This window comes from Streptomyces sp. NPDC006430, assembly GCF_040612395.1.
Classification (GTDB): Bacteria; Actinomycetota; Actinomycetes; order Streptomycetales; family Streptomycetaceae; genus Streptomyces.
Genome location: NZ_JBEXQA010000008.1, coordinates 235,374 through 248,588, shown reverse-complemented (window position 1 = coordinate 248,588; position 13,215 = coordinate 235,374). Strand labels below are relative to the sequence as shown.

Below are 13,215 nucleotides of genomic sequence, written 5' to 3'. Positions count from 1 at the left end.
TCTCAGACTCCGGCGGTCGCGTTGGCGTCGGACAGGTCGGCGGGCGAGGCCAGGTGGCCCAGCACCGCGGTGGCGGCGGCCACCTGCGGGGAGACCAGGTGGGTCCGTCCGCCCTTGCCCTGCCGGCCCTCGAAGTTGCGGTTGGAGGTGGACGCGGAGCGCTCACCGGGGGCCAGTTGGTCGGGGTTCATACCCAGACACATCGAACAGCCCGCGTGCCGCCACTCGGCGCCGGCCTCCTTGAAGACCTTGTCGAGGCCCTCCTCCACGGCCTGGAGGGCGACCCGGACGGAGCCCGGGACGACCAGCATCCGTACGCCGTCGGCGACTTTGCGGCCCTCGATGATGCCGGCGACGGCACGCAGGTCCTCGATGCGGCCGTTGGTGCAGGAACCTACGAAGACGGTGTCGACCTTGATGTCACGCAGCGGCTGCCCGGCCGTCAACCCCATGTACTCCAGGGCCTTTTCGGCGGCGTGGCGCTCCGAAGCGTCCTCGTACGAAGCCGGATCGGGGACGTGGGCCGACAGCGGCGCGCCCTGGCCCGGGTTGGTGCCCCAGGTGACGAACGGCGACAGCGAGGCGCCGTCGATGACGACCTCGGCGTCGAAGACCGCGTCCTCGTCGGTGCGCAGGGTCTTCCAGTACGCAACCGCCGCGTCCCAGTCCTCGCCCTTCGGGGCGTGGTCGCGGCCCTCCAGGTAGTCGAAGGTGGTCTGGTCGGGGGCGATCATGCCCGCGCGGGCGCCTGCCTCGATGGACATGTTGCAGATGGTCATGCGGGCTTCCATCGAGAGCTTCTCGATCGCCTCGCCGCGGTACTCCAGGATGTAGCCCTGCCCGCCGCCGGTGCCGATCTTGGCGATGATCGCCAGGATCAGGTCCTTGGCGGTCACGCCCTCGGCCAGCTCGCCGGTGACGGTGATGGCCATCGTCTTCGGGCGGGCCAGCGGCAGCGTCTGGGTGGCCAGTACGTGCTCGACCTGGCTGGTGCCGATGCCGAAGGCCAGCGCACCGAAGGCGCCGTGCGTGGAGGTGTGCGAGTCGCCGCAGACCACCGTGGTGCCCGGCTGGGTCAGGCCCAGCTGCGGCCCCACGACGTGGACGACACCCTGCTCGACGTCGCCGAGCGAGTGCAGACGCACGCCGAACTCGGCGCAGTTCTTGCGCAGCGTCTCCAGCTGGGCCCGGGAGACCGGGTCAGCGATCGGCTTGTCGATGTCGAGGGTGGGGGTGTTGTGGTCCTCGGTCGCGATGGTGAGGTCGAGCCGGCGGACCTTGCGGCCGGCCTGTCGCAGTCCCTCGAAGGCCTGGGGGCTGGTCACCTCGTGCAGCAGGTGCAGATCAATGAAGAGGAGGTCGGGCTCGCCTTCGGCGCGCCGGACGACATGGTCGTCCCAGACCTTCTCCGCGAGTGTCCTACCCATCGCTTTCCCTCCGGCCGGCCGGTTCGGGCCGGCGCTTCATAGAGATCTGGTGCGCCTGATCGCCCGTACCCCACGCGCCGGACGACGGCTCGGACCCCGTGGTTCGTGGACCCGCACATACAGACTCGCTTGTTCTTGGAAAAATTGAACTTGCGTTTCACAGTGTGAGACGCGAATATCGTTTCATGGACAACTCTAGCGGCGTCGGCGTTCTCGACAAGGCAGCTCTGGTTTTGAGCGCACTGGAGTCCGGTCCGGCCACCCTCGCCGGGCTGGTCGCGGCGACAGGGCTCGCACGACCCACGGCACATCGCCTGGCCGTGGCACTGGAACACCACCGGATGGTGGCGAGGGACATGCAGGGCCGGTTCATCCTCGGACCGCGGCTGGCGGAGCTCGCCGCCGCCGCCGGCGAGGACCGCCTGCTGGCTACGGCGGGACCGGTACTCACCCACCTCCGCGACGTGACGGGCGAGAGCGCGCAGCTCTACCGCCGTCAGGGCGACATGCGCATCTGCGTGGCGGCAGCGGAGCGGCTGTCGGGCCTTCGGGACACCGTCCCGGTGGGCTCAACGCTCCCGATGAAGGCCGGATCCGCCGCGCAGATCCTGATGGCCTGGGAGGAGCCCGAGCGGCTCCACCGCGGCTTGCAGGGTGCGCGCTTCACGGCGACGGCGCTCTCGGGCGTACGGCGGCGCGGCTGGGCGCAGTCGATCGGCGAGCGGGAGCCCGGCGTGGCGTCCGTCTCGGCGCCGGTGCGCGGGCCGTCGAACCGCGTGGTGGCCGCCGTGTCGGTCTCCGGGCCGATCGAGCGCCTGACGCGCCACCCGGGCCGGATGCACGCCCAGGCCGTCATCGACGCAGCCGCCCGCCTCACGGAGGCCCTGCGCCGTACCGGCTGACCTCCCCCGCCTCTCCCCACTGCCCCACTCCACCGGGCCCGGGGTCGCGTACGACGCCGCACACGTCCGAACACGCGCCTCCGGGCCCGCACTTGTGCCGGTGCAGACGGGTCGGCCGGGTTCGGGAACAGCGAAGAGGCCCTCCGCGACGAACGCGGAGGGCCTCTTCTGTGCGTACCCCCGACCGGATTCGAACCGGCGCTACCGCCTTGAGAGGGCGGCGTGCTAGGCCGCTACACAACGGGGGCTTGCTCGTACTGCGCTGGGCTACCAGGACTCGAACCTAGAACAAAGGAACCAGAAACCTTCGTGTTGCCAATTACACCATAGCCCAATGCGGTCTAGACCAGACCACAGTACCCCCGACCGGATTCGAACCGGCGCTACCGCCTTGAGAGGGCGGCGTGCTAGGCCGCTACACAACGGGGGCCCTAGCGATCCTGCATCAAGACGTCCGGGAGCTACCCGATGGAGATCTTGCGGGAAGGATCTGTACCCCCGACCGGATTCGAACCGGCGCTACCGCCTTGAGAGGGCGGCGTGCTAGGCCGCTACACAACGGGGGCAAAGCACTGCGTTACTACTGCACTGCGCTGGGGTACCAGGACTCGAACCTAGAATAAGGGAACCAGAAACCCTCGTGTTGCCAATTACACTATACCCCACCGAAAGTCAACCCCCTGGGGGGCTTTTCTTTCGAGTGGCGCCTCCGTCCGGCCTTTCGGCCCGCTCCGGCGGCGCAGAAAGAACATTACCGGATGCCTGACCGTGCTCCAAAACGGGTATCCGCTGCCAGCAGCTCCGGGAGCTGGACGAGCCCGGCGATCCGGTGCACCCCGGCGGGGCCGGGCCCGCGTCCGCCGTCCCGGTCGAGCCAGACCGCGGTCAACCCGGCGTCGCGGGCGCCGCGCGCGTCGATTTCCGGCTGATCCCCCACGTACGCCACCTCACCGGGTGGCAGTCCGAGCGCCTCGCAGGCGGCCAGGAAGGCCTCCGCCTCGGGCTTGCTGACCCCCAGCTCGGCGGCGCACACCAGCACTTCGAAGCGCTCGCGCAACCCGAGGTGGCGCAGCTTGGGATCCTGGTTGGCGCTGGAGGAATTGGAGAGCACCCCGTGCCGGTACCCGGCCGCGAGGGCGTCCAGTACGGGCAGCACGTCCGGGAACAACGTCCAGGCGGCCTTGTAGTGCTCGACGTACCGGTCGAACCAGTCGTCGGCCTCCGCCGCGCTCAGGTCGGGAACCCCGAGGAAGTCCCTTACCCGGTCCCGACGCTGCTCCTGGAAGCTCACCTCCCCGGCGGCGAAGCGGTCCCAGTGCTTGGTGGTGATCTCCCGCCACAGGGCGAGCGCCTCCTCCGGGGACCCGTACCGCTCCCCCAGGCCCTCCTCCGCGAGCCGGCGCGCCAGCCCGGCGCTGTCCGCCCCGGTGTAGTCGAACAGGGTGTCGTCGATGTCCCAGAGCACGGCGCGGATCGGCATACCGCCGAGGCTACGCCGCGGTCTCCTCCGGTGTGGGCACGACGAAGAAGTCCGTCACGAAACAGGTGATCGCACCCTCGGCGTCCCGACCGACCCAGGTCGGATAGGCGCCGTCCCCCCAGCCCGAGGAGAAGGCGACGAGGCTGTGGCCGCCCTCGCCCTCCACCCGGTACGCCCCGGCGGCGTGACCCGCCCCCTCGAAGGCCTCCCAGAGCGGCCCCTCGTCGCCCTCGCAGTCGGGAAAGGCCCCGTCGGCCGCGAGGTCGTAGAAGCAGCCCGTGCCCGCGTCCACGCCGTAGCCGTAGAACTCGCCCTCGCCGAGCGCGGCGGGGTCCTGCCCGTCCTTCAACGCGAGTTCCCAGGACACGGTCGGCGCGTCGTCCGAGACCACGAGGCGGGCGGCGGCGACCCGCCGGTGCGGCGTGGCGGCCGACTGCTCCTCGGGCTCCTCCTCGGGCTGCGTCAGCGTGGCCACGGCGACCTCCACCCGGTAGCGGCCCGGGGCCACTTCGGCGGTGAAGGGCGCCGTGTCGCCCCCGCCGAGGTAGACGAAGGGGTCGCAGGCGACGACACGTCCGGTGGGCAACCACAGCTCGCCGCCGTCGGCCACCGAGAGCACCCCGGTCGGGCCCTCCTCGTACGAGAAGGTGTTGCCCGGCGTGAAGTGCCAGGAGTAGTCGGGGGCGGTCATGGGCATGGCAAGGCCTTTCGTACGGCGGCGTACGCGTGAACGATCTCCGCAGACCCTAACGGCGGCCCCCGACAACGCCGCAGGGGGCGACCTCCCGGATTCTCCGGGGGCCACCCCCTGCGGGCGGGGTCCCTGCCGGCGTCAGCAGGGCGAGGTCGTGCCTAAGCGGCGGCGGCCAGCTTGGCCAGGGCCGCGTCGATCCGCGCCAGCGAGCGCTCCTTGCCGAGGATCTGCAAGGACTCGAAGAGCGGCAGGCCGACCGTGCGGCCGGTGACGGCCACGCGCACGGGCGCCTGGGCCTTGCCGAGCTTGAGGCCGTGGGCCTCGCCGGCGGTCAGGACGGCCTGCTTGAGCGACTCGGGATCGCTCCAGTCGGCCGCCTCCAGGTTGGCGCGGGCGGTCGTCAGCAGGGCCGCCGGGTCGCCCTTCATCGCCTTGTCCCAGGACGCCTGGTCCTCGACGGGCTCCTTGCGGAAGAGGAAGTCCACGTTGGCGGTGATGTCCGACAGGACGGTCACGCGGGTCTGGGCGTACGGCGCGATGGCCGCCCACGCCTCGGCGTCGAAGTCCTCCGGCTCCCAGTTCGCGTGCGGAGCCCGCAGCCACGGGGTGCAGGCGTCCGCGAAGGCCTTCGGGTCCAGCAGCCGGATGTGGTCGGCGTTGATCGCCTCGGCCTTCTTGAGGTCGAAGCGCGCCGGGTTCGCGTTCACGTCCGGAATGTCGAACTTCGCCACCATCTCCTCGATCGAGAAGATGTCCTGATCCTTGGAGAAGGACCAGCCGAGGAGCGAGAGGTAGTTCAGCAGGCCCTCGGGGAGGAAGCCGCGCTCGCGGTACAGGTTGAGCGAGCTCTCCGGGTCGCGCTTGGAGAGCTTCTTGTTGCCCTCGCCCATCACGTACGGCAGGTGGCCGAACTCCGGGACACCCTTGGCGATGCCCAGCTCGATCAGCGCCTTGTACAGCGCGATCTGACGCGGGGTGGAGGACAGCAGGTCCTCGCCGCGCAGCACGTGGGTGATCTCCATCAGCGCGTCGTCGACCGGGTTGACGAGCGTGTACAGCGGCGCGCCGTTGGCCCGCAGGATGCCGAAGTCCGGCACGTTCTCCGGGGTGAAGGTCAGCTCGCCGCGCACCAGGTCGGTGAAGGTGATGGGCTCGTCGGGCATCCGGAAGCGGACGATGGAGGAGCGGTGCTCGCCCTGGAACGCCTCCAACTGCACGGTGGTCAGCTCGCGGCAGTGGCCGTCGTAGCCGGAGGGCTTACCGGCGGCGCGGGCGGCGGCGCGGCGCGCGTCCAGCTCGTCGGTGGTGCAGTAGCAGTCGTACGCGTAGCCGGCGTCCTTGAGCTTCTTGGCGACGTCCGCGTAGAGGTCCATGCGCTGCGACTGGCGGTACGGGGCGTGCGGGCCGCCCACCTCGGGACCCTCGTCCCAGGTGAAGCCGAGCCAGCGCAGCGAGTCGAGGAGCTGGTCGTACGACTCCTCGGAGTCGCGGGCCGCGTCGGTGTCTTCGATGCGGAAGACGAACGTACCGCCGTGGTGGCGGGCGAACGCCCAGTTGAAGAGGGCGGTCCGGACCAGGCCCACGTGGGGGTTGCCGGTCGGGGAGGGACAGAAACGTACGCGGACGTTCGCGTTAGCCACGCTTGATCACCTTGTTGGTGAGAGTGCCGATGCCTTCGATGGTGACGGCGACCTCGTCGCCGACGTTGAGGGGGCCGACTCCGGCCGGGGTCCCCGTGAGGATGACGTCGCCCGGGAGCAGCGTCATGGCCTCGGTGATGTGGACGACGAGGTCCTCGATGGAGCGGATCATGTCGCTGGTGCGGCCGAGCTGGCGCTGTTCGCCGTTGACGGTGCACTGGATGGTCAGGTCGGTCGGGTCGAGGTCGGTCTCGATCCAGGGGCCGAGGGGGCAGGCGCTGTCGAAGCCCTTGGCGCGGGCCCACTGCTTCTCGCGCTGCTGGACATCGCGCGCGGTGACGTCGTTGGCGCAGGTGTAACCGAGGATCACGTCCTTGACGCGCTCCTTCGGGACCTCGCGGCACATGCGGCCGATGACCACGGCGAGCTCCGCCTCGTGGTGGAGGTCCTGCGAGAAGGAGGGGTACGTGATGGGGTCGCCCGGGCCGACCACCGAGGTGGAGGGCTTGAAGAAGGTGAGGGGCGCCTCGGGGCGGCCCTGCTCATCGAAGACGGCGTTGCCGAGCTCCGCCGCGTGCTCCGCGTAGTTGCGGCCGATGGCCACGACCTTGTTCGGGAGCACGGGCGGCAGCAGCCGGACCTTGCTCAGCGGGACCTTCGTGCCCGAGAGCTCGAAGTCCGCGAACGGAATGCCCTTGATGATGTCGAGGACGAGCTCACCCTCGGCGCCGGGGGCAGTGCTGCCCTCGACCGCGCCGAACGCGACATTGCCGTCGATGGAGAACCTGGCGATGCGCACGTGTTGCGTCTGCCCCTCTGTATTTCCGCTGGCTGGAGTCTGCGGTCTCCAGGCTAACGCGGCGGGCAGCGGCGCTTCGCGCTCCTTTTACTGCGCGGCGGACACCGGCGCGTCCATCAGGATCGTGCGGCGCGGGTTCGCGGTCTGGGAGGGCAGCTCGACGGCGTGCTCCGGAGCCTCGGTCGCCTGCAGCTCCTCGGCGTCCTTCAGGTGCGCGAGGGTGGTGCGGCGGGGGTTGGCTATGTTGCGGAACATCATCGTCGTCTTCATGGGTGTCTCGGGCCCTCGGCTCGGTCGTCGGGTGGGGGTTGTCGGATCCGTCAACCCTGTAAAGGGCAAGGCTAAACATCCGATTCCCCGCCTGAACCGGGAAGTAATGGCCACGGGTGTGTGAGTTTGCTCACCCGTGACCAGACAATGTGGGCATTATGGACAGTCAATTTCGAGTGAGGAAACGGACATTGCGCCACTGAATGAGTCATTCCGCTGCTGATCATCTCGACTGGGACACCTTGCCAGCAGCCGCGTTTGGATGACGTAAGTCCGATTCCTACCGAAAGGCTCACCACATCGCGTAGTGCCGCGGTCACGAAAAGTGACCGACTCTCCAGGCCGACACGCGCACCTTGTTGGAGATCCGCCACTGTGCTGGAATTCGCGGGACCGCCGCGGGAACAGCCGGCGCGCAGGTGGCGCGACACAGCGCCGCGCGCGGCGGCACGGAGAGGGAGACGCGCCGGTCACCGACGACCACCATGGGGCGCGCAGTGCCCCACGACTCGACACCGTCCCACCGGTCGCCCGGCGGGACGCCTGGTCCAGAGGTTGCGACGCTAGTGCAGGGACGAATCAAGAGGGATGGCAGCGCTGCGGCGGAGCAGGAGCCGCGCGGCGGGACCGACCGTGGCTCCTCGCCCCAGCACGCCCAGAACCGCGGGCCGGCTGTCGCAGGCGCGGGTACCGACTCCTCCGCCACGGTGAAGGCCAAGGCACGCCTCAAGCCCAAGGGCAAGGCGAAGAGCGATGAGTCGGCCGACACGGACGTGGCGATACCGAAGGCCCCCAGTGGGCCCGGGTCCCGCCTCGGCTTGCAGAACTGGCGCATCAGCACGCGACTCGTGTCGCTGCTGACCCTGCCGGTCGTCGCGGCCACCACGCTCGGTGGCTTCCGCATCAACGACTCGCTCAACGACATCGCACAGCTGGAGCACATGCAGCTGCTGACGACGATGACCCGGCAGGCCACCAACCTGGCCGCCATGCTCCAGGAGGAGCGGGACAAATCGGCCGGTCCGCTGTCGGTCGCCAGGGACGGCAAGCCCAGCAGCCTCGTCGTGGGCGTCCGCGAGCAGACCGACGCCGCTGCCAAGGCCTTCGCCGCCGCGACCGACAAGGTCGACAGCGCGGAGGACAAGGACGAGACCCTCAAGTCGATCCGCAACAACATCCTGCAGATCGGCCGCCAGCTCACCGGCATCGAGGAAATCCGCAAGAAGGCGTACCAAAACGGCGCCCAGCAGACCGTCACCGAGTACAACGCGCTGATCGTCTCGCTGCTCTCGCTGTCCCAGGACATGGCGCAGGCCACCTCCAGCCCGGAGATGATCAAGCGTACGCGTGCGCTGGCAGCCTTCTCCTCCGCCAAGGAGTACGCCTCGATCCAGCGCGCCGTCATCGCCGCCTCGCTCCCCGAGAGCGGCGACCGCCCGGGCCTCCTCACCGAGAACGACCGTCTGTACGCGCTCTCCGCACTGCGCGGCGAGAGCCAGTCGAAGAAGACGTTCGAACTCGTCTACCAGGGCAAGCCGGAGGAGCTCCTCGCGGCGCTCGGCGACGGCAACACGGAGATCGGCACCGCCGACCACTACGCCCGACGCGTCCTGAGCACCCAGGGGCAGTTCTCCAAGGAGAAGAACCGGTCCTGGATGGACTGGTACGACGCGGACGACACCAAGCTCCAGGCGATGAAGGTCATCGAGCTCACCCTGCTCGAGGACATGGAGCAGAAGGCCCGCGAGCTCAAGAACGAGTCGCAGCGCGACGCCATCATCAACGGTGCGCTGATCCTCCTCGTCCTCGGTGTCTCCCTCGTCGGCGCCTTCGTCATGGCCCGCTCGATGATCCGCTCGCTGCGCCGCCTGCAGGACACCGCGACCCGGGTCGCCCAGGACCGACTGCCCGAGCTCGTCAAGCAGCTGTCCGAGTCCGACCCGCAGGACGTGGACACGTCCGTGGAGTCGGTCGGTCTGCACACCCGCGACGAGATCGGCCAGGTGGCCGCGGCCTTCGACGACGTGCACCGCGAGGCCGTCCGCCTCGCAGCCGAGCAGGCCCTCCTCCGGGGCAACGTCAACGCGATGTTCACCAACCTCTCGCGCCGCTCGCAGGGTCTCATCCAGCGCCAGCTCTCGCTCATCTCCGAGCTGGAGTCGCGCGAGGCCGACCCCGACCAGCTGTCCTCGCTCTTCAAGCTCGACCACCTCGCGACCCGCATGCGCCGTAACGGCGAAAACCTCCTCGTCCTCGCGGGCGAGGAGCCGGGCCGCCGGTGGACCCGTCCCGTCCCGCTCGTCGACGTGCTCCGTGCCGCCGCGTCCGAGGTGGAGCAGTACGAGCGCATCGAACTCGCGTCGGTACCCGGCACCGACGTCGCCGGCCGCGTCGTCAACGACCTCGTGCACCTGCTCGCCGAGCTGTTGGAGAACGCCACCTCGTTCTCCTCCCCGCAGACCAAGGTCAAGGTCACCGGTCACGCGCTGCCCGACGGCCGCGTGCTCGTCGAGATCCACGACACCGGTATCGGCCTGTCCCCCGAGGACCTCGCCGCGATCAACGAGCGGCTCGCGTCGCCGCCGACCGTGGACGTGTCCGTCTCCCGCCGCATGGGCCTGTTCGTGGTCGGCCGCCTGTCCCTGCGACACGGCATCCGCATCCAGCTGCGCCCGTCCGACTCGGGCGGTACGACGGCCCTCGTCATGCTGCCGGTCGACGTCGCCCAGGGCGGCAAGAAGCCGGGTCAGGGCGGTCCGGGCGCCGGTGGTCCGCAGGGCGGTCCGGGTGCGCCCGCGCAGGGTTCCGTCCCGGGCGGCGGCGCACGCCAGCCCGTGGGCTCCGGCCCCCAGCGCGGCCAGGTTCCCGGCGGCCAGCGCAACGCCCTGCCGGGGCGCGACGGCGGTCCGCAGGGCGGCCGCCCCCAGCAGGGGGCTCCCGGCGGGCGTCCGCAGGGCGGTCCGGGCATGCCCGGCATGCCGGCGGCTCCGACCGGTCAGCAGGGCCAGGGCCAGGGCGCCTTCGGCGGCGGTGCTCCGCTGCCGGGCCGGGGTCCGGCCGGTGCTCCCCCGTCCCGTCCGACGACCCCGCCCGCGTCCTCCGGCTCGACCGGATTCCCGCAGGGCAACGGTTTCGAGCGGCCTCAGCCGCAGCAGCAGCCCGCTCCCACCGGCCCGGTGCCCTCGGCCCAGGCGCCCACCGCCCCGGCTTCCCGCGGCTCCCGGCCGCAGCTGCCGCCGCGCGGTGGCGCCCCCCGCGCGGAACTCCCGGGTACGGGCGGCCCGTCCGCCGGCATCCAGCAGACCACCAGCTGGGGCGCCGACCAGGCGCGCCACGGCGGTCAGGAGGTGCCGCGCGGCCACGACGAGCTGTCGGGACCCGGTTCGACGGCCGAGTTCGCCCGTCCGGACTTCGACGCCCCGCGCCCGCAGGCCGGCAACAGCACGACCGGCCAGTTCGAGCGTCCCGACATGAGGGCGCCGCTGCCGCCGGCCGGGCAGGACATGTCCACCACCGGGCAGTTCGAGCGCCCGGAGCTGCGCGGGCTCGCGGACCCGTCCACCACCGGGCAGTTCGCCCGTCCGGACCACCAGGCCCCGCGGCCCGGCGGCCCCGGTGTCGGTGGATTCGCCCCGCAGCAGCCCCAGGCCGCGCAGCTGCCCCAGGCTCACCAGCCCGAGGCGCTCCCGCCGGCCCCGAGCCTCGGCAACGAGCGCAGCCCGATCTTCGACACGCTGGAGTCGAACTGGTTCCACCAGGAGGGCCAGCAGTCCTCCGGTCATGTGCCGGCCGTACCCCAGCAGCCGCAGCAGTCGACCCCGGCTCCCCAGCAGCGCCCGCAGCAGCCGCAGCGCGGCCAGGAGCAGGCGGTCGAGCCCGCCCAGGCGACGACCGGCAGCACGCCGACCGTCAGCTGGCGCTCCTCGCCGAACGACGAGCTGATGCGGCAGGCCGAGCGCGTGCGTCAACCCGCCGCCGGCGGCATCACCACCTCGGGGCTGCCCCGCCGGGTACCGCGGGCGAACCTCGTGGCCGGTACGGCGCAGCAGCAGGCCGACGCACAGTCGGGTCCGCAGGTCTCGCGAGCACCGGACGACGTCCGTGGCCGCCTGACCAACCTCCGACGCGGTATCCAGCAGGGTCGTCAGGCCGGCACCAACGGCCCGGCGACCGGCAGTTACCACATCGACCCCACTTACCAGCAGGAGCGTTAGTTGAGTTCGATGAGCCAGGCGGCACAGAACCTGAACTGGTTGATCACCAACTTCGTGGACAACACCCCCGGGGTGTCCCACACGGTGGTGGTCTCCGCCGACGGCCTCCTTCTGGCGATGTCCGAAGGCTTCCCCCGGGACCGCGCCGATCAGCTGGCGGCCGTGGCCTCCGGTCTGACGTCGCTGACCGCGGGAGCCTCCCGCATCTTCGAGGGTGGCGCCGTCAACCAGACCGTGGTCGAGATGGACCGGGGATTCCTCTTCCTCATGTCCGTCTCGGACGGTTCCTCGCTCGCGGTGCTCGCGCACCCCGAGTGCGACATCGGCCTCGTCGGCTACGAGATGGCCCTCCTCGTGGACCGCGCCGGCAGCGTCCTCACCCCGGACCTGCGCGCGGAGCTTCAGGGAAGCCTGCTCATCTGACCTCCCATCTCCCGGCCGGACGGTACTTCCGGCCGGGGGACCGGGGCCCCCGCCCCGGAACCCAGTACCACCGCCAGGCCGTCATACCGTCCCCCCACCGGCCGCCCCGTCAGACGGCACGCTGACCACTGCTGTCCAGCCCGGAGGATCAATGACCCCGCCCCCCGCCTACTCCGATTCGTACGGCGACTCGTCGTACTCGGAAGGCGACCAGCCGCTCGTTCGCCCGTACGCGATGACCGGCGGACGGACCAGGCCCCGCTACCAGCTCGCCATAGAGGCACTGGTCAGCACCACGGCCGATCCGATGCACCTGTCCGGCCTGCTTCCCGAGCACCAGCGCATCTGCACGCTGTGCCGCGAGGTCAAGTCGGTCGCGGAGGTCTCCGCACTGCTGTCGATGCCGCTCGGTGTCGCCCGGATCCTCGTGGCCGACCTGGCCGAGGCCGGAATGGTGGCCATCCACCAGCCGGGCAATGGAGAGGCCGGCGGCACGCCGGATGTAACGCTGCTCGAAAGGGTGCTCAGTGGACTTCGCAAGCTCTAGTGGCGGAACCGCCCGCTCCACCACCTCCGCGAAAATCGTGGTGGCGGGCGGGTTCGGCGTGGGCAAGACCACGTTCGTCGGGGCCGTCTCGGAGATCAATCCGCTGCGCACCGAGGCCGTCATGACGTCCGCGTCCGCCGGCATCGACGATCTGACCCACACCGGGGACAAGACGACCACCACGGTCGCCATGGACTTCGGCCGCATCACGCTGGACCAGGACCTGATCCTGTACCTCTTCGGTACCCCCGGTCAGGACCGCTTCTGGTTCATGTGGGACGACCTCGTCCGCGGTGCCATCGGTGCCATCGTCCTCGTCGACACGCGCCGCCTCGCCGACTGCTTCCCGGCCGTGGACTACTTCGAGAACAGCGGTCTGCCGTTCGTCGTGGCCCTCAACGGCTTCGAGGGGCACCAGCCGTACACCCCGGAGGAAGTCCGCGAGGCCCTGCAGATCGGCCCGGACGCCCCGATCATCACCACCGACGCCCGCCACCGCGCGGACGCCAAGAGCGCGCTCATCACGCTCGTCGAGCACGCCCTCATGGCCCGACTCAAGTAACACGACTCCGCGTTGGCGGCTCAAGTGGGACCGCTCAAGTAACACCGGTTCTTCACAACGAGGAGAGGGCGGGCTGTGTCATAGGACACGGCCCGCCCTCCTCGTTCATAACGTTTCGACAGAGAATTGTCGCCAGTTGGGCACAGGGTGCGTTCGGACGGTGCCGCTGCGCTCACAACTCGGCCCATTTTTGCCGCAGCTCGCTCTTTATGTCCGATTTATGTGGGGCATAAGGTTCTGGGAATGGCTGATTTCAA

At 70.2% G+C, this 13,215-nt stretch carries 11 protein-coding genes and 5 tRNA genes; 5 read left to right on the top strand and 11 right to left on the bottom strand.

What is annotated here, in order from left to right; genetic code table 11:
* Positions 1-2 precede the first annotated feature (2 nt).
* The gene (gene leuC, locus ABZZ20_RS15430; RefSeq protein WP_356869891.1) at positions 3-1,427 is read right to left on the bottom strand and encodes a 3-isopropylmalate dehydratase large subunit; all 1,425 of its coding nucleotides are present in this window, start codon (positions 1,425-1,427) and stop codon (positions 3-5) included.
* Between the two features lie 185 nt (positions 1,428-1,612).
* Between leuC and ndgR the strand changes: the two genes are divergently transcribed.
* Positions 1,613-2,329, top strand: coding sequence for an IclR family transcriptional regulator NdgR (ndgR, locus tag ABZZ20_RS15425; RefSeq protein ID WP_356869890.1), 717 nt, complete (start codon positions 1,613-1,615; stop codon positions 2,327-2,329).
* 175 nt (positions 2,330-2,504) lie between these two features.
* On the opposite strand, the gene ABZZ20_RS15420 is transcribed toward ndgR, so the two are convergent.
* From ABZZ20_RS15420 to ABZZ20_RS15375, 10 genes are all read right to left on the bottom strand, one after another.
* A tRNA-Glu gene (locus tag ABZZ20_RS15420) sits at positions 2,505-2,577 on the bottom strand.
* Between the two features lie 14 nt (positions 2,578-2,591).
* Positions 2,592-2,663 (bottom strand) — tRNA-Gln (locus tag ABZZ20_RS15415).
* A 23-nt stretch (positions 2,664-2,686) separates the two neighbouring features.
* Positions 2,687-2,759: transfer RNA gene (locus ABZZ20_RS15410), tRNA-Glu, on the bottom strand.
* Positions 2,760-2,822: 63 nt separating this feature from the next.
* Positions 2,823-2,895 (bottom strand) — tRNA-Glu (locus tag ABZZ20_RS15405).
* Positions 2,896-2,922: 27 nt separating this feature from the next.
* Positions 2,923-2,994: transfer RNA gene (locus ABZZ20_RS15400), tRNA-Gln, on the bottom strand.
* Between the two features lie 86 nt (positions 2,995-3,080).
* Positions 3,081-3,809: an HAD family hydrolase gene (locus ABZZ20_RS15395; protein ID WP_356869889.1), complete on the bottom strand. Its 729-nt coding sequence runs from the start codon at positions 3,807-3,809 to the stop codon at positions 3,081-3,083.
* 10 nt (positions 3,810-3,819) lie between these two features.
* The gene (locus tag ABZZ20_RS15390; RefSeq protein ID WP_356869888.1) at positions 3,820-4,506 is read right to left on the bottom strand and encodes a DUF4241 domain-containing protein; all 687 of its coding nucleotides are present in this window, start codon (positions 4,504-4,506) and stop codon (positions 3,820-3,822) included.
* A gap of 155 nt (positions 4,507-4,661) precedes the next feature.
* Positions 4,662-6,143 carry a glutamate--tRNA ligase gene (gene gltX, locus ABZZ20_RS15385; RefSeq protein WP_356869887.1) on the bottom strand — a complete coding sequence of 494 codons (1,482 nt, stop codon included), beginning with the start codon at positions 6,141-6,143 and terminating at the stop codon, positions 4,662-4,664.
* On the bottom strand, positions 6,136-6,942 hold the full coding sequence (locus tag ABZZ20_RS15380; RefSeq protein WP_356869886.1) for a fumarylacetoacetate hydrolase family protein: 807 nt from the start codon (positions 6,940-6,942) through the stop codon (positions 6,136-6,138). The genes gltX and ABZZ20_RS15380 overlap by 8 nt, the downstream gene beginning before the upstream one ends.
* An 87-nt stretch (positions 6,943-7,029) precedes the next feature.
* Positions 7,030-7,212, bottom strand: coding sequence for a hypothetical protein (locus tag ABZZ20_RS15375; protein WP_356869885.1), 183 nt, complete (start codon positions 7,210-7,212; stop codon positions 7,030-7,032).
* Between the two features lie 566 nt (positions 7,213-7,778).
* Between ABZZ20_RS15375 and ABZZ20_RS15370 the strand changes: the two genes are divergently transcribed.
* The 4 genes from ABZZ20_RS15370 to ABZZ20_RS15355 all read left to right on the top strand — a co-directional run bounded on the left by ABZZ20_RS15370 (position 7,779) and on the right by ABZZ20_RS15355 (position 12,958).
* Positions 7,779-11,426 (top strand): nitrate- and nitrite sensing domain-containing protein, encoded by a 3,648-nt coding sequence (locus tag ABZZ20_RS15370; RefSeq protein ID WP_356869884.1) that lies wholly within the window; start codon positions 7,779-7,781, stop codon positions 11,424-11,426.
* Between the two features lie 9 nt (positions 11,427-11,435).
* The gene (locus ABZZ20_RS15365) at positions 11,436-11,849 is read left to right on the top strand and encodes a roadblock/LC7 domain-containing protein (protein WP_008739864.1); all 414 of its coding nucleotides are present in this window, start codon (positions 11,436-11,438) and stop codon (positions 11,847-11,849) included.
* Positions 11,850-12,000: 151 nt separating this feature from the next.
* The gene (locus ABZZ20_RS15360) at positions 12,001-12,396 is read left to right on the top strand and encodes a DUF742 domain-containing protein (RefSeq protein WP_048475965.1); all 396 of its coding nucleotides are present in this window, start codon (positions 12,001-12,003) and stop codon (positions 12,394-12,396) included.
* Positions 12,377-12,958, top strand: coding sequence for an ATP/GTP-binding protein (locus ABZZ20_RS15355; protein ID WP_356869883.1), 582 nt, complete (start codon positions 12,377-12,379; stop codon positions 12,956-12,958). Before ABZZ20_RS15360 ends, ABZZ20_RS15355 begins: the two co-directional genes overlap by 20 nt.
* Positions 12,959-13,215: the final 257 nt, after the last annotated feature.

What these genes read in the sequence shown, in the direction of transcription:
- leuC (WP_356869891.1), bottom strand. Translation starts at nt 1,427, where the DNA reads ATGGGTAGGACACTCGCGGAGAAGGTCTGGGACGACCATGTCGTCCGG.
- ndgR (WP_356869890.1), top strand. Translation starts at nt 1,613, where the DNA reads ATGGACAACTCTAGCGGCGTCGGCGTTCTCGACAAGGCAGCTCTGGTT.
- ABZZ20_RS15395 (WP_356869889.1), bottom strand. Translation starts at nt 3,809, where the DNA reads ATGCCGATCCGCGCCGTGCTCTGGGACATCGACGACACCCTGTTCGAC.
- ABZZ20_RS15390 (WP_356869888.1), bottom strand. Translation starts at nt 4,506, where the DNA reads ATGCCCATGACCGCCCCCGACTACTCCTGGCACTTCACGCCGGGCAAC.
- ABZZ20_RS15375 (WP_356869885.1), bottom strand. Translation starts at nt 7,212, where the DNA reads ATGAAGACGACGATGATGTTCCGCAACATAGCCAACCCCCGCCGCACC.
- ABZZ20_RS15365 (WP_008739864.1), top strand. Translation starts at nt 11,436, where the DNA reads ATGAGCCAGGCGGCACAGAACCTGAACTGGTTGATCACCAACTTCGTG.
- ABZZ20_RS15360 (WP_048475965.1), top strand. Translation starts at nt 12,001, where the DNA reads ATGACCCCGCCCCCCGCCTACTCCGATTCGTACGGCGACTCGTCGTAC.